Annotated in this window: 29 protein-coding genes and 1 pseudogene; 6 read left to right on the top strand and 24 right to left on the bottom strand. The window is 43.6% G+C overall.

The window, feature by feature from the left end; translation table 11 throughout:
* Positions 1-5 precede the first annotated feature (5 nt).
* From ACFI6G_RS02860 to ACFI6G_RS02930, 15 genes are all read right to left on the bottom strand, one after another.
* On the bottom strand, positions 6-689 hold the full coding sequence (locus ACFI6G_RS02860; RefSeq protein WP_016789809.1) for a hypothetical protein: 684 nt from the start codon (positions 687-689) through the stop codon (positions 6-8).
* A complete protein-coding gene (locus ACFI6G_RS02865; RefSeq protein ID WP_462710129.1) occupies positions 689-1,171 on the bottom strand; it encodes a chemotaxis protein in 483 nt (160 codons plus the stop codon). Before ACFI6G_RS02865 ends, ACFI6G_RS02860 begins: the two co-directional genes overlap by 1 nt.
* Positions 1,172-1,173: 2 nt before the next feature.
* On the bottom strand, positions 1,174-1,545 hold the full coding sequence (locus ACFI6G_RS02870; protein ID WP_016789807.1) for a hypothetical protein: 372 nt from the start codon (positions 1,543-1,545) through the stop codon (positions 1,174-1,176).
* On the bottom strand, positions 1,542-1,748 hold the full coding sequence (locus ACFI6G_RS02875; RefSeq protein ID WP_016789806.1) for a hypothetical protein: 207 nt from the start codon (positions 1,746-1,748) through the stop codon (positions 1,542-1,544). The genes ACFI6G_RS02870 and ACFI6G_RS02875 overlap by 4 nt, the downstream gene beginning before the upstream one ends.
* Positions 1,749-1,889, bottom strand: coding sequence for a hypothetical protein (locus ACFI6G_RS02880; RefSeq protein ID WP_016789805.1), 141 nt, complete (start codon positions 1,887-1,889; stop codon positions 1,749-1,751).
* A gap of 1 nt (position 1,890) precedes the next feature.
* Positions 1,891-2,187 carry a hypothetical protein gene (locus ACFI6G_RS02885; RefSeq protein ID WP_016789804.1) on the bottom strand — a complete coding sequence of 99 codons (297 nt, stop codon included), beginning with the start codon at positions 2,185-2,187 and terminating at the stop codon, positions 1,891-1,893.
* Between the two features lie 3 nt (positions 2,188-2,190).
* The gene (locus tag ACFI6G_RS02890) at positions 2,191-3,024 is read right to left on the bottom strand and encodes a major capsid protein P2 (RefSeq protein ID WP_016789803.1); all 834 of its coding nucleotides are present in this window, start codon (positions 3,022-3,024) and stop codon (positions 2,191-2,193) included.
* A 254-nt stretch (positions 3,025-3,278) separates the two neighbouring features.
* Positions 3,279-4,001, bottom strand: a complete 723-nt coding sequence (locus ACFI6G_RS02895; RefSeq protein WP_462710130.1) for a hypothetical protein — start codon at positions 3,999-4,001, stop codon at positions 3,279-3,281.
* Positions 3,973-4,452 carry a hypothetical protein gene (locus ACFI6G_RS02900; RefSeq protein ID WP_171733028.1) on the bottom strand — a complete coding sequence of 160 codons (480 nt, stop codon included), beginning with the start codon at positions 4,450-4,452 and terminating at the stop codon, positions 3,973-3,975. Before ACFI6G_RS02900 ends, ACFI6G_RS02895 begins: the two co-directional genes overlap by 29 nt.
* Complete coding sequence (locus tag ACFI6G_RS02905; protein WP_462710131.1) at positions 4,445-4,897, bottom strand: hypothetical protein; 453 nt, start codon at positions 4,895-4,897, stop codon at positions 4,445-4,447. The genes ACFI6G_RS02900 and ACFI6G_RS02905 overlap by 8 nt, the downstream gene beginning before the upstream one ends.
* Positions 4,887-5,069, bottom strand: coding sequence for a hypothetical protein (locus ACFI6G_RS02910; RefSeq protein ID WP_016789798.1), 183 nt, complete (start codon positions 5,067-5,069; stop codon positions 4,887-4,889). Before ACFI6G_RS02910 ends, ACFI6G_RS02905 begins: the two co-directional genes overlap by 11 nt.
* Before the next feature lie 66 nt (positions 5,070-5,135).
* Complete coding sequence (locus ACFI6G_RS02915; protein WP_462710132.1) at positions 5,136-6,842, bottom strand: rolling circle replication-associated protein; 1,707 nt, start codon at positions 6,840-6,842, stop codon at positions 5,136-5,138.
* A gap of 1 nt (position 6,843) precedes the next feature.
* Positions 6,844-7,032 carry a crAss001_48 related protein gene (locus ACFI6G_RS02920; protein ID WP_016789796.1) on the bottom strand — a complete coding sequence of 63 codons (189 nt, stop codon included), beginning with the start codon at positions 7,030-7,032 and terminating at the stop codon, positions 6,844-6,846.
* Positions 7,029-7,388, bottom strand: coding sequence for a hypothetical protein (locus tag ACFI6G_RS02925; RefSeq protein ID WP_372036089.1), 360 nt, complete (start codon positions 7,386-7,388; stop codon positions 7,029-7,031). Before ACFI6G_RS02925 ends, ACFI6G_RS02920 begins: the two co-directional genes overlap by 4 nt.
* Positions 7,385-7,570, bottom strand: coding sequence for a hypothetical protein (locus ACFI6G_RS02930; RefSeq protein WP_171733031.1), 186 nt, complete (start codon positions 7,568-7,570; stop codon positions 7,385-7,387). Before ACFI6G_RS02930 ends, ACFI6G_RS02925 begins: the two co-directional genes overlap by 4 nt.
* A gap of 143 nt (positions 7,571-7,713) precedes the next feature.
* On the opposite strand from ACFI6G_RS02930, the gene ACFI6G_RS02935 reads away from it, so the two are divergent.
* The 4 genes and pseudogenes from ACFI6G_RS02935 (at position 7,714) to ACFI6G_RS02950 (ending at position 10,800) form a co-directional block, all read left to right on the top strand.
* On the top strand, positions 7,714-7,977 hold the full coding sequence (locus ACFI6G_RS02935; protein WP_102292125.1) for a transcriptional regulator: 264 nt from the start codon (positions 7,714-7,716) through the stop codon (positions 7,975-7,977).
* A gap of 142 nt (positions 7,978-8,119) precedes the next feature.
* Positions 8,120-9,029, top strand: a pseudogene (locus ACFI6G_RS02940) (ISNCY family transposase); the annotation flags it as partial.
* A gap of 225 nt (positions 9,030-9,254) precedes the next feature.
* The gene (locus ACFI6G_RS02945; protein WP_010440796.1) at positions 9,255-9,854 is read left to right on the top strand and encodes a porin family protein; all 600 of its coding nucleotides are present in this window, start codon (positions 9,255-9,257) and stop codon (positions 9,852-9,854) included.
* Positions 9,855-10,185: 331 nt separating this feature from the next.
* On the top strand, positions 10,186-10,800 hold the full coding sequence (locus ACFI6G_RS02950) for a DUF2971 domain-containing protein (protein WP_016789218.1): 615 nt from the start codon (positions 10,186-10,188) through the stop codon (positions 10,798-10,800).
* Between the two features lie 88 nt (positions 10,801-10,888).
* On the opposite strand, the gene ACFI6G_RS02955 is transcribed toward ACFI6G_RS02950, so the two are convergent.
* The 4 genes from ACFI6G_RS02955 to matP form a co-directional block, all read right to left on the bottom strand.
* Positions 10,889-12,109, bottom strand: a complete 1,221-nt coding sequence (locus ACFI6G_RS02955; protein ID WP_016767715.1) for a hypothetical protein — start codon at positions 12,107-12,109, stop codon at positions 10,889-10,891.
* Between the two features lie 142 nt (positions 12,110-12,251).
* A complete protein-coding gene (locus tag ACFI6G_RS02960; protein WP_010440791.1) occupies positions 12,252-12,563 on the bottom strand; it encodes a hypothetical protein in 312 nt (103 codons plus the stop codon).
* A 104-nt stretch (positions 12,564-12,667) separates the two neighbouring features.
* Complete coding sequence (locus ACFI6G_RS02965) at positions 12,668-12,976, bottom strand: DUF3634 family protein (protein WP_010440789.1); 309 nt, start codon at positions 12,974-12,976, stop codon at positions 12,668-12,670.
* 21 nt (positions 12,977-12,997) lie between these two features.
* Entirely contained in the window at positions 12,998-13,453 is a 456-nt protein-coding gene (gene matP / locus ACFI6G_RS02970; RefSeq protein WP_010440786.1) for a macrodomain Ter protein MatP, read from the bottom strand.
* 189 nt (positions 13,454-13,642) lie between these two features.
* Between matP and ACFI6G_RS02975 the strand changes: the two genes are divergently transcribed.
* On the top strand, positions 13,643-15,295 hold the full coding sequence (locus ACFI6G_RS02975; protein WP_010440784.1) for an AAA family ATPase: 1,653 nt from the start codon (positions 13,643-13,645) through the stop codon (positions 15,293-15,295).
* A 70-nt stretch (positions 15,296-15,365) separates the two neighbouring features.
* Positions 15,366-15,881: a bifunctional 3-hydroxydecanoyl-ACP dehydratase/trans-2-decenoyl-ACP isomerase gene (gene fabA, locus ACFI6G_RS02980; protein ID WP_010440782.1), complete on the top strand. Its 516-nt coding sequence runs from the start codon at positions 15,366-15,368 to the stop codon at positions 15,879-15,881.
* Positions 15,882-16,129: 248 nt separating this feature from the next.
* Here the strand turns inward: fabA and rmf are convergent, their stop codons facing one another.
* The 5 genes from rmf to rlmKL form a co-directional block, all read right to left on the bottom strand.
* Positions 16,130-16,303: a ribosome modulation factor gene (gene rmf / locus ACFI6G_RS02985; protein ID WP_016767713.1), complete on the bottom strand. Its 174-nt coding sequence runs from the start codon at positions 16,301-16,303 to the stop codon at positions 16,130-16,132.
* 160 nt (positions 16,304-16,463) lie between these two features.
* A complete protein-coding gene (locus ACFI6G_RS02990; RefSeq protein ID WP_462710133.1) occupies positions 16,464-18,176 on the bottom strand; it encodes a DUF3466 family protein in 1,713 nt (570 codons plus the stop codon).
* Positions 18,177-18,185: 9 nt separating this feature from the next.
* Complete coding sequence (locus tag ACFI6G_RS02995; protein WP_016767711.1) at positions 18,186-20,102, bottom strand: ABC transporter ATP-binding protein; 1,917 nt, start codon at positions 20,100-20,102, stop codon at positions 18,186-18,188.
* Entirely contained in the window at positions 20,080-20,340 is a 261-nt protein-coding gene (locus ACFI6G_RS03000; protein ID WP_012603885.1) for a glutaredoxin family protein, read from the bottom strand. The genes ACFI6G_RS02995 and ACFI6G_RS03000 overlap by 23 nt, the downstream gene beginning before the upstream one ends.
* A gap of 26 nt (positions 20,341-20,366) precedes the next feature.
* Positions 20,367-22,487, bottom strand: a complete 2,121-nt coding sequence (gene rlmKL, locus ACFI6G_RS03005; RefSeq protein WP_016767710.1) for a bifunctional 23S rRNA (guanine(2069)-N(7))-methyltransferase RlmK/23S rRNA (guanine(2445)-N(2))-methyltransferase RlmL — start codon at positions 22,485-22,487, stop codon at positions 20,367-20,369.
* Positions 22,488-22,928 lie beyond the last annotated feature (441 nt).

Genomic DNA, 22,928 nt, shown 5'->3' on the forward strand with positions numbered 1-22,928 from the left:
TTATCTCACACTTCAATGATGCTGATATGGTCGGTGGCGTCACCTGTAAAGGTCACCGCTTCTCGCGTTGCCAGCTCTAGCTTTTCGCCCGCTTCCAATTCATACCCGCCATTGACCACAATCACCCCGACATTACTTTTCGGCGCGGATAGCACCAAGTTGCGGCGGTCATTATTTCTAGGCAATGAATACGGCATGACCTGTTTTTGGCTTGCCAGTAGATTGGAGGCTTGAAAGCCAATCACTTGATTGGAAGCCATACGCATGACAGGCATCGAATCAATAGCCACGCGCTGACCTGCCGCGAGTATCAATTCCGGTATGCTGTCTACATGGATGCGCTGGTCAGGCTGTAAACCAATTAACGGCAAAGCCTCAATCAAGGCTTTGATTTGTTGATTCTCAGCCAGTTGAATCGCTGGCATGGTACTCACCGTGACAGCTTGCCCCTCAATCGGCGGTGTGAATGTACCCACACCATGCTCGAACACCAAACGACCAACGCCAGATACAAAAATGCGCCCAAATCGAGTGCCTGTGTATTTGTAGAGTGACTTTTGAGTTAGCGAAAAAATTTGACCTGTTGCTTCAATTTCAAACTGAACTTTACCTGTAGCGTGCTCAATGAAAATCCACTCAGAATCCAGCGTGACAGGGACTTTCTGCCCTTGAATCAATTCAAACTCCATTAGCGCACCGCCTTATAGGTCACAAAGCCAAGTACCGCTGCAATGAACATCATCAAATACAAGTTCATTTCGCTTTGTTCACTTTGCCCGCCGTCGTGGTTGAACTTTGCAAGCTCCATGACAGCACCTAGATTTTCAGAGTTCTGCGCGGCTTGATTGCCCGCAAGTCCTGCCATCATCTGCAAGTTTTCGCTATTGGTCGCGCTGTATTCTTCCAATGAAGAGTTGGCAAATTGCATGCTTTGCCCGTTGAGTTTTGCTAAATACTCGGCGTTCGTTTCATGCATACTTTCAGCAGAAAAAATAATTTCCTCACCAAGTTTCAACGCACCTTGCACCGCACCGTGGTCGACCGATTCCACGTTAATCGTTGAGTTGTTCACGCCACTGATTGCGGTCCCAAGGTTGTCGCCGCTAATGGCATTTTGACCTGTGACATTGGTGGTGTTACTTGAACTGCTTGATTTGGACTTACCGCCCATAACTAAACCCTCATTTCCATGCGAGTTACTTCCCCGCGTTCATGTTCTTTGGTACTTAGGCGGCGACACAATTTAGCCACCAATGGAAAATAGGTTTCTGCGCTGATAGACGTTAAGCCGGACTCTTTGACGTACTTCGAGAGTTCACGCATAGCAGGTACAACCCCGCGACCTGATACGCCCCATAAGAAGTAAGAATCACCGTCAACCTCGCCCGCCACAGTTACGCGGTAACTATCACCACTTAACTCGTAAACGCTGACGCGCCCTGCTTTCACTTCTCTTTGCAACTTGGCAAAGTCTTGCGGGCACGCTCTGAACGCGACTTTCAAACGCTTTAATGCGTTGGGATTATCAGAAACCAATTCAATCATTTTTTAAGCACCACATAAGCCAAGACCAGTGCGCCAATACCGCCAATTACCCAAGGATTCACACCGCCTCGATTGCTTGAGCCCATGCTAATCCCGCCAACAGTTTGCCCCGCGTTGGTGGTATTGGTGGCGGTTGCCGTAGCAGCACCGCCAGTAATAGGCATTGAGCCGCTGTTCGTCAGAGAACCTAGACCAGGTAACATCTAAATCACCCCCATTTTGAACAATCCGAACACCACTAAACCTAAAACAATCAGCCATGAAAGGCGCTTTGTACCATCACTGATAACAAAGCCACCCCATAAGCCCGCCGCACCCGCCAAGACTGGAATGAATAAAGGCACATTAACCCCCTTTCTTAGTGGCTAAGTAGACCGCGCCAAGCAGCAGCAAAACGCCACCGCCAACCGCTGCATACATCGCGTAATTGGAGTGCGGATTGACTGGCGTTACCACATCGCCATTAGGTTGCTGATAGTTGTTTTCTTCGGCGCGATGTGTGCTTGGGTCTGCCGATGTTGCGCGATTCGTTTCTTGCTGCAGTTTCAAATCAATGACACCACCCGCCAACTCGCCCACGGTATCGACAGCACCACCAATCAGCTCACCGCCCGTTTCCAAAATATCGTAGAACCAATCCATGATTTACGCCCCTTGCGGGTTAATCTCGCCCACTTGTTCAATGGCTTCGATAATCACCGGTACACTGCCCGCGCTTGATTTCTCAAGTTCAAATTGAAGTTGGTTAGCTGCGTTGGTTGGCAAACGCCCCTCAACACCGAAACCCGTACGAATGAAGTCCAAAGAGAACCAACCCGTATTTTGCTCAAGACCCGCCACCGCTAAGTCATACGCGTTATCCGCTTTTGACACGTTAATTTCTTCGCGCTCGTCACGCATGACGCGAACGCGTTCAATGGTTGAGTCTTTGAAGTGAATACGCTTGATTGAAAGGAACGGTGAACGCTCGGCAAAATCAAACGGTGTGCGACCGGACGCCGCCGCGTACCAAGTCAGTGAGTAAAGGCGCGGTAAGTAAATACGGCGAGTTTGAGCCGCCGTTGTATGAGCGCGCGCTTTGATGCTTGGAGCTGCGACACCTGATTTCGATTTAAGCTGAATGTAGAGCATCCAGATTTCACCCTGCAGTGTGACCAGCTCACCCGTACGAACGCCCGCTTTGGTACGTAGCGTTAAATCAGCGAATGGGATGATGTAACGACCTGTCTGTGTGAACTGTTTGCGGTGCTCTTGGAAGTCCACTAAATCTTGACCAGATACGCCAATGATTTCTTTACCGTTCAGTTTCAGCGTGATGCGCTCAATGTCGGCAGGGTCTGTAATGTCTGTCACCAGCTCAATGTTCTGGTAAGTAGGACCCGTCACGACACGCAGCGTTGCTTGGTTGCCCCAATTAACACCTTCAACTGGGTCGAGCTCACGAGGACGTGGATTAAATGGTGTGTTCATCATTTCCATATTAGAACCACCCCTTATTGCCGTTTACTGAGTCTTTCACGCTGCCCAGCGCCGACACGTTATTAATCACAGTTAAAAGTGCAATTGTGATTGCGGCCGTGGCAAACATTGGAACAAGCGTGGTTTTGTTCAATTTCATAGGAAGTTATCCGTTTGTTGTGGGTTAAAAACGGATTTTAGTGTTGATGAGATAAGGAAAATTAAATAGAGGGGTGAGCCTAATAGGTTTGGGGTTTAACCTATTAGGCTTAAAGCTAAGAATTGCAGTCGATTTCACCTCGCTCAACATTACCAATACCATCACGGAACAGCACATATTGAGCCACCCCGTTATTGGTTTTAGCGGTTTTAAGTGCCACTAACTCACTGATGTCATGCTCCTTTTGCTTGGCGATATAGGTCGCATCGGCCATGGAAGATAAGCCGCCCACCCACCAAATCGGCGATTGACTGCTCACGGTTTTCGGTACTTCTTGCGTTCGTTGAAACATCGAATGAACAATTAATCCAAACTGGCGACCACCACGCCATAGTTCACCCGATTTGCCTTTCAGTTTTCCCGTCGTTTCAACGGTGCTTGCGAGTTCTTCAATAGCAACATATAACGGCGGCTTACTCCCATCCCCACAACTCCACACGATAGACGCGAACGTTTCTAGGTTGTCTGCATTGGCTTCTTTGACCAGCGCCAGTTTGAAGCCTGTTTTCTTGTTACGTGCTGTCACCAAAGCGCGAGCGAACGCGCCAAACTCGGTGAACATCTTCACTTTTTGCCCTTGGAAGACTTTACCCGCATAGTTTTGGTACGGGTCAAAAAAGGCCACTTGGCTCTTTTTCGGGATAAGTCCAAGCTTGCGAACGGCAGTGGTTTTTCCGCTGCCCGTAGTCCCAATGTAAACGCAATGCTCCGCGTTTAAGGCGGTGTTGCTGTTTACGGGCATTGGTAATCTAAGCGGCGGCTTCTTTGGTTTCGCCATCGTTTTCAGCCTCCTTTTCCTGTAAAGCTTTCAGTCGCTTCACGGTATTAATACCGGAGTAACCCAAACCAAACGCAGCCACACCAAAAAAGATTTCTTCTTTGTAGGCATCAAACCAACTGAGCCATGTTAAACCGTATTTCTCAATCAGTGGGCCACTGGCTTCGAGGAACTTAGCTTTCGCTTCGGGGTTAAATTCGAAATCAACCCCCGCCGCACCCGAAATGTATTGCTCTGACATGAATAAGCCCATACTCACCATACCAACAGCGGCGGCGCTATCCATGGTTTCGGCTTCCTGCTCAGGTTCGGCGGTTTGCTCAGGCTCACCATGAGCGACCGAATCCATAGAATCTAAATCTGCGAAACCCGCTTGATAATCGAGTTCGTCGGTGGTCGCGCTTGATGCTTGTTGCTCGGCTTCAAGCGCTGGGTTTTCTGGTTTATCCATTGGCGGGTATGTCCTTTTTATTGAGTAGGAAGAAAAGCCCAACTAATGCGAGCAATCCATAAATGTAAGGTTTAGCGGCTTGAAGCCTTGCTGTATCTGGTTTTAACGACATTTCCGAAGCCGTTACAATCGGTTTAACCTCTGGTTTAATTTCAGTTACAGGGTGACTTGTCACAGCCTTTTCTGGTGCGGCTTCCTGCGGTTTAAGCTCGGCTTTGGTCGATTTCATCTGGCTTTCAATGTGCGCTTGGAATGTCGCGCCCTTGCCTTGCTGAAAACCGCAACACGGGCAGTTGTAATAAAGTCGGCCTGTATTGCGCTTGTTTTTAGGGGGATTTCCCTCAGTCAAAATTCGGTGCTCACCGACTGCGTGAACCGTGGCGATGGCGCCACAGTCCGGCATATGACAGCGAATAAAGCCCTTTATGGGGTTTTTACTCGCCATGCTGCAATCGCTCACTGAATTGGCGCTCTAAATCCGCCATTCGTTGATTGTTGAGTTTCATCCACACCAAAAACAAACGCAGTGGAGACATGAGTTTGCTTGCGAACGGGTTCTTTGATGCGCTTTCGACTTCCTTTTCCAATTGGTCGGTAATCTGTGTTGCTTTTTCCATGTTGGTTTTCCTTTTCCTAGCCTAATGAGTGTTATTAAATTTCCGTGCAAGCAATCCCCAAAGGGGTTAATCGTGTTTTTTGTTGATGTAGTAGCTTTCAACCAATTCTAAATGATGGCTTTTCAAGGCTTCTAAATCGTCATGTTGTGGCGGTAACTCTTGATGTAATTGCGATTGCCAATTGGCGCGACTACATAGAAAACGCTCGTATTCATCGTTATATTTCATGATGGCCACAGTGCGTAAGTCGCCCAGCTCAACATCGTTTGTATTCATTGACCAATCACGCGCGCCATGCGCCCACAATAAAAACTCGTCCATTTTTTCTGAGGCAGTTCCACCCTCAAAACAAATTGAAAAAGTGTTATCAGTGCGAGCAAATACACCACGACTCTTGATTTGCTCTTTGTAATCGCGAATTTCGCCATCGAGCATTTTGATGAGTCGTTGAAGCTTGAATTTTTGAGGGGTTTTGTCTTTGGCTATTGCGCTCGCTCGAATGGCTTCATCACGTTTAAATTGTTTGCGGCGCACTTCTTTTTCTAACGGTTTACGCCAACGTTCTAAGCGGTAACCGCACTCTTTAATAATTGCGGCCATGTTGTCAGCATCAAAAGCCGCGAGCACTTCCCATTTAGGTGCGCGTGAACAACGAGCGATGTTGTAGCGATTACCACGAATTAACCCTTGATTGGCATTACCACCTTTGGCCGCGTAACCCACCGCCTTAATAAGATAAGAGCCAGCCGCTTTGGGTAACTTAATGCGCTGCAGATTCGCAAAGCCATGCCCCCAAATACTTTCTAGGCGCTGGGCCCATGTACCAAAAACGCTTCTTTCCACCGACCAATCAAGCAAGATATGCACATGTGGATTCGGCTCACCATCTTCATTCATCGGGCATTCTGCCACCCAAATATAATGAAACGATGCGTTGCTCCCCTCGATAATCTCGACCCGTTCACATTCATCAATATTGCGCTGTGAATGGTTATCTCGATTACTGCGAAGCGTGGCAGTAAACCCACGTTGAAAGAGTTTTTTCGCCCCATCGAGAAAGCGTGAAACCTCCGAACCCAATGTAATCTCACCCGAAAAGATTCGGTCACGTTGGACTTCATCAAACGTTAAGGTCAAAAAGGTTTTGAACCCACCATGACAGGCCGCGACATACGCACCCGATTCAAAGATTTGGCGAACGGCTCTTGAGGTGAGCTTGTCGGTATAACGCTCACCATCATTGGCGCTCGGTGCATCACTCGGGCGCGGTTGGTAAATCATTTGCATCTTGATTTGCTCAGACCAAGGACGGTGCATCAAATACGCGCGGGATTTTCCTTTCTGGTTAGCGTTTTGCGCTTGGTTATACATCGCATCATGGTTTTCAGCGCAAGTGCTTTGGGTCTTGTGACGAGGCTGACACTTGCGAGAACGCGTGATTAAGCGGTCAATCTGTTTGCGGCTTTTCCCTTGTCGGACTTTTGCGCCCTTTGACGAGCCTATGTCTTTCAGGGCTTCGCCCTGCGCTTCGCGCCCAATTTTTGCGGATTTATTCGTCGCCACAAAATGAAATTGTTCGTACTCTTTGAGTTTTCGCTGCTCAGTTTCTAACCAAGAATTATCAATAGCACTAAAAAAACCGCTATCAATAGCGGCTATATTTTGATTAGTTTTCGTGACGTCTTGAGTGACGCCAGCAATGAAGCCCACATCCTGCGGGCTTAAAGTGTTGAGAATTTCTCGCTCTGGTTGAGCGTCATAGAGGTGATTCATGTTAGCCACCTATCCGTAAGCGTAAAATTCGAGAGTAAATTTTCATGCAATCAAATTGCACCTTTAAAAGTTCTCTATCACTCAACTCTAAGTTGGAGAAAGTCGCCGAGTTTATGAATAACTCCAGCTCAGATATCTTAATATCAAGCTTGGTTTTCTCATTAATCGTCCTTTGAATGCAATAAGTCATACTGCACCGCCTAAAGCATGAGATTCAGCGCCCTGTGCGGGCGCATCCTCTTGTTGCTTGCGGATTCTGTTAGCTTCGCGAATTTGTCTTCTTAGCGATGGCTTGTACTTTTTTAATCTTTGGCGTAACCCAAAATTTTTACACAGTCTAGAGGCTTGAGTCTCTTCAAACGTTAAATCCCCACTACGATTGAGTATTATTTTATTAATTGCAATGTCAATGCGCGCGGCCTGCTCGGTGTGGCCGAGTTCTATTCCATGTGCAATATTAACAATTCTCAAGTAATGGTTTGTTTTTAATGCGCCTTCAACATCCAGAACCAAAAGTCTGAAATCTCTTGAACTTAAAATTTTCATGCGACACCCCCGCCAAGTCTTGCAGGAATGAAAGGTTTAGCTTTCTTTTTTAAACGCCCCTTAAGTTCGGCACGTAACTTTGCCACCATTGCGAGTGAGTTTTGAGTTAATTTAGGGTCTGGGTTTACACACCCTGCCATGTCTGGGCAAGGTAAGTGAATTGGGTTAGTGATGTGTTCCATGTCATAGCCTCCGCAAGCTGTATCTTTTTTGAACATGGAAACCATAGCGAAAGTTTTTTAAGCACTCAAACCGCCTGAGCTAATGAAATTAGGGGGTTAAACCTCTATAATTTAACAACTGTCGATTTTTCGAGCACTCACGGATGAATTACACAAATGCACTTTTAGACCGAGTCAAAGCCAAGTATGAACTGAGTTCAGACTACAAATTGGCTAAAAAACTGGGTATTGGTACGGGTCGCCTTGCGAACTGGCGTACTGAGGTGTGTTCTATGGATTGGGAAGTTGCGTTTCAAGTGGCTGATTTACTTGAGATGGATGATCAAAAAGTAGTGTACGGTTTACTCGATGATAAATACAAAAACTCCCGCCTAATCAATGCATTACAAGCGGGTGCCCCTGTCTAAAACTCTCTTTTTCTCGTTTACCCTGTTATACATAATACGCACTAAGCTTGTAAGCGCAAAGTTAAAATGTCCCTTTAGCTCATCACCACTAGGCTTAATTGATATTGGTAAACGCTATGGACATAACAACATGCTGGTGACTATGAGTGATTCAGAGATCAATCGTTTTAAAGTAATTGAAGATGTGTCAGCGACGGATACGTCGGGCCGATGCTGCCGAGATCCTCAGCTTGAATGTCCTTCACATCCAACGCCTGATGAACCGACTTCGTAAATACGGTGCGAGCGGATTGGCTCATCGCGCTCGCGGTAAGCCTAGCAATCATCGTTATTCAAGTGGTTATCGAAACTCGGTGCTAAGCCTTGTCCGTGAAAACTACAGCGACTTCTCACCAACACTCGCTCAAGAAAAGTTATCTGAGCTGCACAACTTGCCCATATCAAACGAAACTTTACGTCAATGGATGATCGCCGACGGACTGTGGCTTCCACATTCACAACGCAAACCTCGGGTCTATCAGCCTCGTTACCGTCGTGATTGCTTGGGTGAACTTATCCAAATTGGCGGATCCCATCATGACTGGTTTGAAGGCCGCTGTGACAAATGCTGCCTATTGGTGTTCATTGATGATGCGACTGGCCGTCTGATGAACCTAAGATTCAGCGAGACAGAATCCGCGTTTGACTACATGATGACCACGCATGAATACCTTAATGAGCACGGTAAACCCATCGCATTTTACAGTGACAAGCACTCTATTTTTCGAGTGAACCAGGAGAAACACAAACAAGTTGGCCAAACTCAATACGGCCGTGTGTTGAAAAAACTGGCCATAGAACGCATCTGTGCCAAGAGCTCTCAAGCTAAAGGCCGCGTTGAGCGAGCCAACCTCACGCTGCAAGACCGACTGGTTAAAGAGATGCGCTTACAAAGTATCGACACCATCGAACAAGCCAACGCCTGGCTTCCCTACTTCATCGACGATTTTATCCATCGCTTTGCTAAGCCCGCTCAATACCTGAAAAACATGCATCGTCAGGTTCGAGAGTCAAAGTAAGGACTCGACGATATTTGCCAAATGACCATCCGACAATAAGTTACATCGTAACATAATTAAATTGTCTGATCTCACCCGTTAAAAAACTACGGTATTGATGTTTTTATTAATGATAAGCATTAAAAATCAGATAGTTAACGGGCATTCTCATTGATTTAAAAAGCTTGTATTTGATAACATATTCCCCAGATAAATAACTCATTATATTAAAGGCTTAATATGAAAATCCGCATGGTCGCTCTATCCTTCTTCACCGCTTTTGGTATCAGCTCTCAGGCTCTTGCTAATGACAATGAAAAACCTTCTAAAGATCTTGGTAGCTTTTATACTGGAGTTGATATCGGTTTTTATAATGAAACTGAATTAGAATATCGCGGGAGTGCAATTGAAGATTCATCTGACCTATCCGACCTTAGTTATAATTTAGTTGGAGGTTATGAATTCAATACCCACGATGTTGTAAAACTAGGAGTAGAAGCTGAATACCGAAAAATAGGTAAAGTGAACTTTAGTGATGTAATGGATATTGAAGGACAAGCTTTCTTCTTAAACGTAAAACCAAAATTCATTGTTAAAGGTGATGTATTAGATTTATACGTATCCCTTCTAGCTGGTATAGGCTCTATGGACATGGAAGCGCGTGCCTTTGGAACCTCCGACTCTAAATCAGAAGTTGGTTACCAAGTTGGTGGTGAGTTTGGCGCCATAGTTACAGACAATATTGACATTCATGTTGGCTATCGCTTTGCACAGGTCGAAATTGAATCTATAGATGTCTCACCTCAAACTGCTTACCTTGGCGCAAGGTACCACTTTTAAACCACCTTCAATATGAAGAACTATACAAATTAAGCCGAACTCATTTAGTTCGGCTTTGAGTTAATCGTTAAATTGAGTTTATCCATGCTTTTTAACCTTACCTGTGCACTCTATTCCGTTACGTTGTAACTTTCTCCACAATACATCAACGCTAACGATAAACAATGCAAAAAAACTACTAACAGCAGAAGCTATTTTGTGTTTAAACTTTGATCTATCAATCAGTTATAAGAACAAACAAGGCACTTAAGCAATCAAATGCAATGCATTCGCACTTACATTGTAATTTAAAATGTTAACATCAGGCAATTTTGTAAAATAGGTGTTTGATATGTTACCCAAGCTTTATAAGTTCAGATCCCTTAATGATAGAAATATACAATCGATATCTGAATGCTCGCTGTGGTTTGATTACGCGAAAACCTTTAATAACCCTTTTGAATCTAACCATGCGTTCAACGAAAACCTTCAAAACGATTTCAAAGTCATGTGCTTTTCTCAGTCCAGTGACCACCCTATATTGTGGTCACAATATGGCGATAATTTTAAAGGTATGTGTATCGAATATGATCTTAATTTTTATCGTGGCAAAGCTAAACTCAACTGCTTTGAAGTCCAGTATGAAGATGACCCAACCATTTTTAATTCGTCTCCTATCATCGACTTCAAGACTCATTTGAAAACAGCTAAACTGGGAGCCGAACTGTTTAAGATTAAGCATGCAAATTGGCGTTACGAACAAGAATATCGATGGGTACTGCCTAATGAAGAGATTGTCGGGCATAAATTGTATCTGAATAGAGAATGCTTGAGATCTGTGATTCTTTCGGAACACGCTCCTGTTGATAGGAAACTGAAAGTTCTGATGACATGCCAAAGCCTCGGCATTCCAGTCAAGCATGCTATTGCTCAGCAGAATTCATTTACTTTCCAAGCAATGAACTAAGCTCTACTGTCACGGAATATGGCATTATAAAAAGTTACACCGCAACAATAATCGCCACATAAATTGTGGCTCTTTTGGTTTTCTACACCTACATATGAGTCGTTAACTTGCCTGGAACTTTGCTTTGTACCTGGCTAATCGTCGCCGCTGCCATTTGCACTGTAGAGAACCAATACGGGCGATGTTTAGCGTTGAACAAATCACTATTATCTAACGCCTCATATATAGAAAACTTCCTTCCTTGAGCCAGTGCTGCGCCATAAACCGTTCGTTCAAGAGCAGGAATATCATTAACTTCCTCAAGAAGCGCACGCTTTATAAATTGGTTACTTGGGCTCCAGTCAATGAAATCAACAAGATTTTTAAGTAATTTGAGTTCCAATTGCTCTACCATAGCCTCAAGAAACTGTGTGTTTGGTAGTACTTCAGTGCAAGCGTAATATTCATCATGCTTGTCACTTGCATCTCGGTAACCCAACATAGTTTTCACTAGTGCATCTTCAAACGTTGAAGAAAAGTGGTTACAAATTAAGAACAAAGGCAGCACTCTCAACACACCAAGAAGAATACCAACATTAGGCTCTTTTACTGAGGTTTCTTGAAGTCGAAGTCGCGTCACGTTTGACGTTACTACTAGATGTTGCCAGACCTTAGGGACGATATGTTTAATATTGCCATCATTCCACTTGATAAGCTGCTGGCTCATCAGTAAAGGAAACAATAAACGGCAATTTTCAATACCTATCTGTCGTGCTGCAACTTTGGGGTCAAGAATGACCTTTGCTTTCTTACCGTACTTGTCTGTGAATTCACGGTTAGAAACAAACTCTATTAAGCTTGAGCTCAATGACCTACTTTTGGCCGATATCTCATGGAGCTTAGAAAAATTTAAGGATGGCGAATAAGCAGTACTAGCGAATTGATTGTAATCTGGTAGATCAGAAAACAAAGAACTTATTAAGGTGCTTTGAAGCTTTTCCAGCATCAGAGCTGAGGCTACATTGCTCACATCATCGATAACGTATCGCAATGTTTGTTGCTTCGCGACGACTTTCTCTCGATGTGCATTAACTCTGTCCTGCTCACAACGCAGCAAAACACGTTGATTGTGAGATATTCGGTCACACTCATCGAATATGACGCTATCACAGTATCGATTTTCTAAACTCAGTAATGTGTCTACTGTGGCTTGCTCAAGCTTATACTCTGGAGAGATTAACCATCGATTAAAGCGAGCCTCAATATTAATTGAGACCTTTCTAGAAATCTCAATGACTTCCGGAGTGTAATTTTTATTTGCTAACAACAACCGTGACTTTCCTTTGCCCTAAGTGTTTTCCGTCTGCATATTCTGCCTTTATAATAAAACTAATATTAATGGAAATCAGAGATTGGTTCACGAAATTGTTTCAATTAAATTAAGGTTATCTAGTTATAGTGCGTTATAGCTATCATTCTGTGATATGTAACCGGATAAACTTCTCAGGAAAGCTGTATTTGTACTTTTTCTTTTTTGGTAAATGCTTTTTGGCCTGTTTACAGATTTGAGGATCGCCCGATGTTCTTACTCTTTTGATTCTTGTATAGCCTTTGAAATGCTTCATCTCAATCATCAGGTCGCAATAGCCCACTACGTCAACATTGCTCTTGCTGACTCCTTTGATGACAGTCGCTTTAATCTTCTTTGCTACTGGATTAGTCAATGCATCATCGCTGAGTACGTGTAAGGATAAGAAATAAAAAAAGAATATTAGGTATTTCATACTGGTCTCAATTATTAAGTTGGAGAACAGTATGCAAGTAATTGAGATAAATTGAGGACTAACTAAGTATGGCTATTCACCAACCGAGGCTCAATTTTCGACAATTACGCTTTCTTTGAACCTCTAGACTTGAAGCCGTTGTGCGGAAACACGTTACGAATACGTTGTTGAACATTTTTAGGTACCTCTTTAGTGAACTTAAGATTATAGCCAGAGCGTTTTGCGTACACTTTTAGTTCACCTTTAAAGGCGTTGTTATTACCAATTTCTTGAAGGTTATGCTTAAAACTCGGAGGAAGATGACCTTTAACCTGTTCAATAACGCCGTCGTTGAATTTGATTTTCAACACGGGTCTATCTATTGCCACTAACCAAAAAACCAAGACTGCACCGATTAAGATTACATACATCATAATGTCACCACTTATTGATGATTACTTGTCGTCAGAAAGAAGTTTACTCAAGTCTTCTTTAAGGCTTGTTACTGTCTTACTAGCCTGCTCACTACGAGAGGCTTCGCTCACAAGGTATTCAATGGCATCCGATAACGTGCAGCCCAATTCGTTCGCGCGTTGAGATAACTTTTCCCAGACGCGGTAATCAAGGTCGATTGATTTCTTTTTTGTGTGAACTTGTTCAGCATTGAAATGGCGTTTTCGCTTCGCTCTGATCGCTTGTTTAAGCTTGTTATCGAGCTCAGGAGACATGTTGTTAGAGATCCATTCGAGAACGCCTGTAGGTTGGTGTTCAAGCTTCAATAAGGCTTGTACAGCAACGTCAGCTTCGCTTGAATCAATATGGCAAGTGATCGATTCGCCTTCTTTCCATTTCTTGACCAAATAGTTCCATTTCCAACCACATTCCAAGTTTTCAAGTTGCTGATATTTCATGTCTAATCTCGAGTGTAAAACCTAGTGACAGCGTAACCCAAAGCGGGCTAATTAACAATTATTGTCTTGAAAGAATAGACCAAGATCATACTTATATTAGCTTAGTGATTAGTAACTACAACATAGAGCTACAAGCGAGATCGGTTTTTCTATATACTCCGTACCTTATTACCATAATCAGAAACCTAAATGACTCAAGTAGATTGGCGACATGTAACGCCTCAGTATGACGAATATAGTGCTCAATTAGAGCAATTCCCTGACATCTCGCCTTTCCCATTTTCAGACATTCAACATCGATTTAACGATGCGCTAACCCGCTTTGTCCGCTTGTCCAACCTTTCGCGTGTTTTACTTGTAAACGCCCAGGACAACTCAATCTATCGTCAAATGATTGTTGAATCTTTAGTCACTGCATTAGATGATCACACTCTGCCGGTTATAAAAACCGAATCTTTAAATGCTGTTTCTTTGTTTGATCAAGTTCAATCAAAAGACGGTAAAGTCATCGTGACAAAACCCGGCTTACTCGCAAGAGCAAACAACGGCTATTTGATCGTTTCAGCTAACTTGATCTTAGCGAATCCTGGAAGCTGGTTGTTGCTAAAATCAGCCCTGCTTGGTGAAGCTGTAGAGCCGGTCAGTAGTAATCCTGAACACTTAAATCAATCACCTACTTTACCCCTTGCCTACAACATTAAACTCATTGTTGTTGGAGACAGAGCCCAATTAGGTGACCTTGATTATCTCGACAGTGATATTCAAACAGGGTTTTGCCTGTTCAGTGAAATTGAGCAAGACATCAAGCTTTCACAAGACACTTTGACGCAATATCTTGGATATCTAAAGTGGCTTCAGCAACGCTATGAATTACCTAACATCACACAGCAAGCGTTGACGGGGATTCTTACCGCCGGAGCAAGAGAAACTGAAGATCAAAGTTATATCCCGCTGTGCCCAATTTGGCACAATGCGCTATTGAACGAAGCACTCGTGGAAGCGAGCAACGGTGAGATTGATATTCACCATATCCAACAAGCATTACAACACAAATATAACCGAGAGTCGTATCTACCTGAACGCGCTCTTGATGATATTCGAGATGGACAGGTCATTATCGAAACTGAAGGTGAACAAGTTGGTCAAGTAAATGGATTAACTGTTATCGATGTGCCTGGACACCCTGTCTCTTATGGGGAACCCGCTCGTATTTCTTGTGTTATTCACTTCGGTGATGGCGACATTGCTGACGTTGAACGTAAAGCTGAGCTTGGTGGTAACCTGCACGCTAAAGGGATGATGATCATGCAAGCTTTTGTTAGCAGTGCACTAAACCTTGAAGATCCCCTGCCGTACGCAGCTTCTGTGGTGTTTGAACAGTCGTATTGTGAAGTTGATGGCGATAGCGCTTCTCTTGCTGAACTGTGCTCTCTAGTGAGTGCGCTTTCTGAGTACCCTATCAATCAGCATATTGCGGTAACAGGGGCTGTCGATCAGTTTGGTCGTGTACAAGCGGTTGGTGGGTTAAACGAGAAAATCGAAGGATTCTATCATGTGTGTAAGCACAATGGCTTAACCGGCGAGCAAGGCGTGATCCTTCCAAAATCTAACTTAAGGCATCTGGCTCTTAAACCTGACCTTATTGAAAGCATCAAAAATGAAGAATTCCATATTTGGTCTGTTTCTAATGTAGATGAAGCGATTCCTCTGATTATGAACAAACCATTTAGAGACGATGAACAAGAAAGCGTTCTGAGTAAAATCGCGGAACGTATTGAAAACTTTGAAAGACATGAGCACCCTATTGGAATTGTTGGACGCATCAAAAACTGGTTTGTCTAGTACTGATCGGACTTGTTTAGCGTACACCTGTTCACTAATATGCACCTATCAAAAATCGGAGTAATTGATAATGCAAAACAAACGTGATTCTTACACTCGCGAAGATCTTCTAGCATCAAGCCAAGGCGAACTATGGCCAGAAGGTCCTCAACTACCAGCACCGAACATGTTGATGATGGATCGCATCACTAAAATGTCTGAAACTGAAGGTGATTTCGGTAAAGGTTTGATTCTTGCTGAACTGGATATTACTCCTGACCTATGGTTCTTCGACTGTCACTTCCCTGGTGATCCAGTAATGCCTGGTTGTCTAGGCCTTGACGCAATGTGGCAGCTTGTTGGCTTCTACCTTGGTTGGGTTGGCGGCAAAGGTAAAGGCCGAGCTTTAGGTGTAGGCGAAGTGAAATTCACAGGTCAAATTCTACCTACAGCGAAAAAAGTAACTTACGAGATCCACATGAAGCGTGTTGTTAACCGTCGCCTAGTTATGGGCCTTGCTGATGGTCGCGTACTTGTTGATGGTAAAGAGATCTATGTTGCTAAAGACTTGAAAGTTGGCCTTTTCCAAGATACGTCAGCGTTCTAATCGGCTTGATGTATTTTAATAAAGCAGCCAAAGGCTGCTTTATTTTTGCTCCAATAAATTCAGTTATAGTGCATCAGGGTACCTAGACCTAAATATGAAATAAGTTAAATCCACCAGCAAAACGCTCTTGTGATAGCGAAACTATAATACTTTATAGCTCTGGGGAGCTTAGCACTCGTCTGAAACTAACAAGGCTCCAATGTTTCAATCAACAATGGAGCCTTGACCTTGAATTCTTTGCGCCCTATCTATTTATAGAGTCCTGCATTTTTATCATCTTTGGCATCACGCCAACCACCTAACCAATAAGACCGAGAATCCATTTGGCTGTATGGGCAAGCTTCTTGCGACCTACCATTTAAACCAGCTTTGTAGCCTTGAGATTGTGCTCGTTCTAGTCGATCACGCTTTTGTCTCTTCATAGTGCAGTCCTCATACGGGTGTTGATTTACTAACATACAATGATTACAACTTAGCGGAGTTTTTGTGACTCCAACTTTAAGAATCGAACAATTTTTTACTTTTCTCAAGGCGAAAAAAAGCCCGAATTCAGAAATGTGAACTCGGGCTCAAGAGATAAAATTATTTAAATTTTCTACGGAACCCTAATAGACCAAGAACAGTCAAAGTTAACCAACCTAGACTACCGCCTTGACGATCAACTTTTTCTGTATCAGCGCTGCGAGTTTGGATATCGGCTTTACCTTTACCAGCGATAGGAATCAACTTAACAGCAACAACCTCTTCAACTGCATTAGTTGCTGCACCGCCACAATACGAGTTATGTGACGTTGTATCGTATGGTTGTGTTGTTCCACCAACGGTACACTTGATAGCTGTAGCTGAGATCACACCTGCATCATTGATATCGGAAGCATCAATAATTCTGAACTTGTTGTTATCTCCAGACGCGTTGCCGTCATTTGTTAGATCATCTAACCACCAAGCTTGGCCATTAAAGATGTCTACACGACGCTCATCTTTCGAGGAGTCGACATTGTATGGGTAGATAAAGCCTCTATGTCTACGCTCACTACCATCAACCTCACGAGTGGTTTCTGCATCTATTTGACCGACAAACTCATTGAAGTTGTTAACGGCTTTAGCTTCACCACTTGAGCCACCAAAGAAAATACCACCAGACAGGTATGTTGCCGTCGGAGTCACTGCAGATGCATCCGTAACAACGAAAATCTTGTTACCTGCACTACCGCTCTCTGGTACAAAACCATTACGCTTAGAATAACCCACAGCAAACAAGTTATCGTTGATGTCAGTAGCAACGGAGTTACTGTATCTTGCATCATCGTTAGATGAACCAGACTTAACCTCTGCACCGCTAATAACTTTCGTTGACCAAGAGCCTGAAATGTCTAATGAATCACTAACAAAAACACTTGCGTTCATGTCTTGAAGGTCGCCATTCCCATCTACAGTGTTGTAACCGACACCATAAAAGATCGAACTCGACTCAACAATTGAACGCATACTGCCTTGAGCAAAATAATCGCCTTGTTGGGCATTACCACTTCTTACCCAATCAATTTCTTTTGTTGTTGTGCCATCCCAAATTGCCGCTTTAGAAGCAAACGCCTTATCTGGTTCAGAAGTGTCAGTCGGATCAAACTCTTCAGAGATACTACCTACATTGTAAACGGTACCGTTGCTTGCCGTTATCGCTTTCCAAGCACGAGTTTCTGAAGCTCCAGTTGGCGCCGCTGTCGTCGTAAACAATGCATTATTGCGAATATCATCTTTGGATTTGATCCCCACAGGTTGGGCATTCTCATCTAAAGAATTGATTACCGTATTGCGAGTTTCAAAAGTATCCCCACCTTCAACAAACGCTTTCGCATTTACGTGAGTAAGGTCATTTCTTTCCTTACTCCAAGTGTCATTCCAACGGTTTTCAGCCCAACTTTCACATGTAGAATATCTCAGCTCTCGATAACAATAGTTTTCGAAATCATCACTCTCTTGAATGTACTGAAATGGTGCATCCATTGCGAATGGTACTTCTTCACGATAACTTACCGCTTCAAGCGTATCGCGAGTCTCACCAGCAAGTTTAAATGCACTATCGGTACAGTTGGTTGCAGCTGAATCGAAGCAACCTAACGCAAGCTCATTCGTTCCGTCTGTCGCAACACCAGGTTGAATCGCCACACCATAGATTTCAGAGGCACCTGTAATTGAAGGAGTGACTTCAACGACCTTGTAAAGCGCAGCATTGGCATTAGTTGCAGCTAAAACTAATGCTGCAACTGTAGTTAATTTAAATTTAGTACAAGTCATTATTACTTCTTAACTTTCCTGTTGTAGTGCCTCGAGCTCTTCCCAGCGCTCAAAAGCAACTTCAAGCTCCTGCTCTGCTGCAGATAGCTTATCTAAAACTGGTTGTGTCTGCTCTACAGATTTTGAAAAGAAGCTGGGATCGTTGACTTCTTCCTGAAGAGTTTCAATTTGAGTTTCCAATTCTTCTAAACGCATTGGTAGCGCTTCTAGTTCTCGTTGTAGCTTATACGATAACTTCTTAGGTTTAGCCTTAACTGGCGCAGTTTTGGGAGTTTCCTCAACTACTTTCTCGGGCTTTGATGGCTTTTCAACCTGTCGGTACTCTAATGCCTGCTTTCTTTGCTGCTGGGCATCATGGTAACCACCAACAAATTCTTCAATAACGCCATTACCTTCAAAGATCCAACTTGTCATCACCGTATTATCAACAAACTGACGATCGTGGCTCACTAAAAGAAGTGTACCCTGATAGTTGGCAAGCAAATCTTCTAAAAGTTCCAAAGTTTCTATATCTAGATCGTTGGTCGGCTCATCGAGAATCAATAAGTTGTTCGACTTAAGGAAGATACGAGCTAATAACAGACGGTTTTTCTCACCACCAGATAGTGCCTTTACAGGAGTACGAGCACGTTTAGGAGAGAATAAGAAATCTTGCAGGTAACTCAGTGCATGGCGCTCACGGCCGCCTACTGTCACTTCTTGCTTACCATCCGCTAGATTATCAATTACAGACTTCTCAGGGTCTAGGATTTCACGATATTGGTCGAAGTAAGCCACTTCCAGCTTAGTACCACAATGCAGGCGACCTGAATCTGGCTTAAGTTGATCAAGAAGCAGTTTAAGCACCGTACTCTTACCACAGCCATTAGGACCGATCAGAGCAATACGATCACCACGCATGATGTTGAAGCTAAAGTCTTTAACAATCTCTTTGCCTTCAAAACCAAAGTTAAGATTTTCTGCTTCGAATACAATCTTGCCTGAGCGTTGACCATCATCAATCTGGATAACCGCTTTACCCTGCACTTCACGACGATTGATACGTTCTTCACGCAGCTTCTTGAGAGCACGCACACGGCCTTCGTTACGAGTTCGACGAGCTTTGATACCCTGACGAATCCAAACTTCTTCTTGAGCAAGCTTTTTATCAAATTCAGCGTTCTGCATTTCCTCAACACGCAACGCTTCTTCTTTCTCTAATAGGTAGTTTTCGTAATCCCCCGGGAAAGAGCTCAGTTTACCGCGATCAAGATCAACGATACGTGTTGCCATCGATTTAATGAACGCACGGTCATGCGAGATAAAGATGATTGAACCACGGAAGTCTTTCAGGAAGCCTTCTAACCATTCAATAGTTGCAACATCCAAGTGGTTAGTCGGTTCGTCTAGAAGTAGAACGTCTGGATCACACACTAATGCACGCGCAAGCGCAGCTTTACGTTGCCAACCACCAGACAAATCGGTCAGTTTGGTTTCAGCAGTCAGCTTAAGCGCCGCCATTACGTTACTTACACGATCTTCGAAACGCCATGCGTTTGCGTGATCTAACTGCTCTTGAACACGAGTAAGACGGTTTAGGTTCTTTTCACTTGGGTCAGTACCAATGAGATCCAAAAGATCATGATAGATCTTCAGTTGCTCGCCAATTTCAGCTAAGCCACCAGCAACGTAGTCATAGACGGTACCTTGCTCATTACGCGGGGGATCTTGCTCTAAGCGAGATACAACTACATCTTGTGTGATTTGCATCTTACCGTCGTCCATGATGATATTCCCTGACAGGATCTTCATCAACGTAGACTTACCCGCGCCATTGCGCCCTACTAAACACACACGTTCATTTTCTTGCAGTGCAAAGTCCGCACGATCTAATAACGGGTGATCGCCAAACGCTAATTGCCCGTTATGAATTGTAAGTAATGCCATTCTTTTTTAACCAATCATTAAGTTCTAACAAGCCAAATGGCCAGTTAAGCTCTGAGCTTTGAGAGAAGTCAGAGCTTTCAAATTTGAGCACCGGAATAGTGACCCCGTAACGGGAAAAGAGCTCATCATCAAATGCAATGTCGACAACGTTGACGTGATGGCTAATGTTTAACTGTTCCGTGAGTTTGAATGCCATCTCACATAGATGGCACCCTTCTGTACTGTAGAGAGTCAGCACTCTATATCCTTATACAATCTCTTTGATTATTTGTGTGTAATCAACCAGCAGTTATGAATATGCTTATTACGAGAGAAATCTAATGGAAGCGTCTTAGCTGAGATATTCTGAGCTTTAAGACCTAACGCTTCTAGACCTTCTAGATCCATCTTAAAGTGACGCTTGTTGTTGGAAAACACAATCGTACCTTCTTCACGAAGAAGACGCTTAAGGTTTTCCATCAACTGAATGTGATCACGTTGAACATCGAAAGATTGATCCATACGCTTAGAGTTTGAGAACGTAGGTGGATCAATAAAGATCAGATCGTAAGAACCCTGCTCTTTAACCAACCATTGTAAGCAGTCAGCTTGCACAAACTGATGTTGACGACCAACACGACCATTAAGCTCCATGTTCTGTTTTGCCCACTCAAGGTAGGTATTCGACATGTCAACCGTTGTTGTAGAGCGTGCGCCACCTACTGCAGCATGCACAGATGCACTGCCAGTGTAAGCAAACAGGTTTAGGAAATCTTTACCTGCAGCCATCTCACCGATACGACGACGAGTGACCTTATGGTCTAAGAACAAGCCTGTATCTAAGTAATCATGAAGATTAACAATGAGTTTAACGCCGTACTCGTTCACTTCTAGGTTAGATGAATCTTGAGCCATTTTTTGATATTGAGAACGGCCTTTCTGCTTCTGACGAACCTTAAGAACCACGTTGTTTGCTTCAACGCCCGTTACTTGAATAGAAGCACGGATAATGTCGGTTAGACGGCGCTTTGCTTTATCTTCTGGTACATCTTTAGGCGCTGCGTATTCTTGAATCACAAGGTGGCCTGGGTATACATCAATCGCTACATTGTATTCTGGTAAGTCAGCATCATAGATACGGTAGCAATCTAATTGCTCTTTCTTAGCCCACTTGCCAATTTTACCGATGTTCTTTTTAAGACGGTTTGCGAAATCAGGCGCAATCAGCTGTTCTTGCTCGCCCGTTGGACGTTCTGACATCGGACGATCTGAAATTGAATAGTTTTTTTGGTGACACGGTAACGCACCGTTGTTCAATTTGAACTGTTTTTCTGCGCGCATGCGTAAACAGCTAAGTAGTTCGTCTGAACTAGAAAAGATAGACGCGTTACAGCCACCAAATTCAGCTTTAAGCTGCGCGCCGAATGCTGTGTAAAGAGCAATAAGACCCGGCTCGGTACCAAGACGTTCACCGTAAGGCGGGTTAGAAACAATCACACCATCAGTAAACTCTGTAGGACGCTTAAGCTTTGCAGCATCGCCTACTTCGAATTCAATCAACTCTTCAACACCGGCACGACGAGCATTGTCACGCGCAGTTTTGATCATACGTTCATCATTGTCGTAGCCATAGAACTTACATTCCACTTTCTTAACACCACGACGACCTTGAACGTTCGCTTCAGCTTTCACTTCAGCCCATAGTTCTGGTTCGAAATCTTCTAGTGATTCAAAACACCACTTCTGACGTTTAACACCTGGAGCCATGTTTGCAGCCATCATCGCCGCTTCAATCACTAACGTACCTGAACCACACATTGGATCTAGGAAAGGCTTAGTTGCGTCCCAACCACTACGAAGAAGAATCGCGGCAGCAAGAGTTTCACGTAGTGGTGCTCGACCTGATTCAGGACGGTAACCACGTTGGTGAAGACCGCTACCTACCATATCAACACCAAGAATCGCTTTATCACGGTGTAAACGAACGTGGATACGAATGTCTGGGTTCTCTTTGCTAATAGAAGGACGAGGTAAAGACTTCTTCTCAAAGCAATCAACAACGGCATCTTTTACTTTCATCGCACCGTATTGGCTATTACGGATTTCGTTGTTCGTACCATTGAAGTCAACAACAAAACGCTTAGAGCTATGGAATTGATTTACCCAGTTAACCGCTGTGGTTGATAGGTACAAATCCATGTCGTCCATACAAGTGAATTCAGAAAGGACACGTACAAATCGAGAAGCCAAACGGCTCCACAAACAACAACGATAAATTTGCTCATTGGTGGCTTTGAATTTAACACCTGCTTGAACAGGTTTTGCGTTTGTAATCCCTAGTTGGGTTAGTTCTTCAACTAATAAATTCTCAAGGCCATTTGAGGTAACCGCTAGATATTGATTCATAGTGTTCTTTTATTGATAAAAATGAGCTCGATTATACCTGAATTTATTACCAGAGCATCACACTAAACTCGTCTTTTCATTGAATCTTTCGACTAACTGGCTAGCAAGTGCACAGTGTCGAAGCGATCGCTTACCCACATTCCCTTAGGACATAAGACTTACTAAACCAACATGATTTGTGACCTAACATCGCCCAAAGTGGTGATTTGAATTTATATTCACATCAAAATTGGTATATACCAGGTTAAACTTATGAGTGAAAGTTAGCTACAAATGACAATAAACAAGGAATAAATTAGAGTTATTTACACTTTTGGTGATAAAAACAGGCAGGAATTAAGGCGAAAAAATAGTCGAGTGTTCACTATTTAAATGGATAACAGGTGATGTATTTATCAGAATGAGGTTTTTTAGGCACAAAAAAATCGGCTATTAAGCCGA

The sequence above is a fragment of the Vibrio sp. PSi01 genome, from assembly GCF_054960695.1.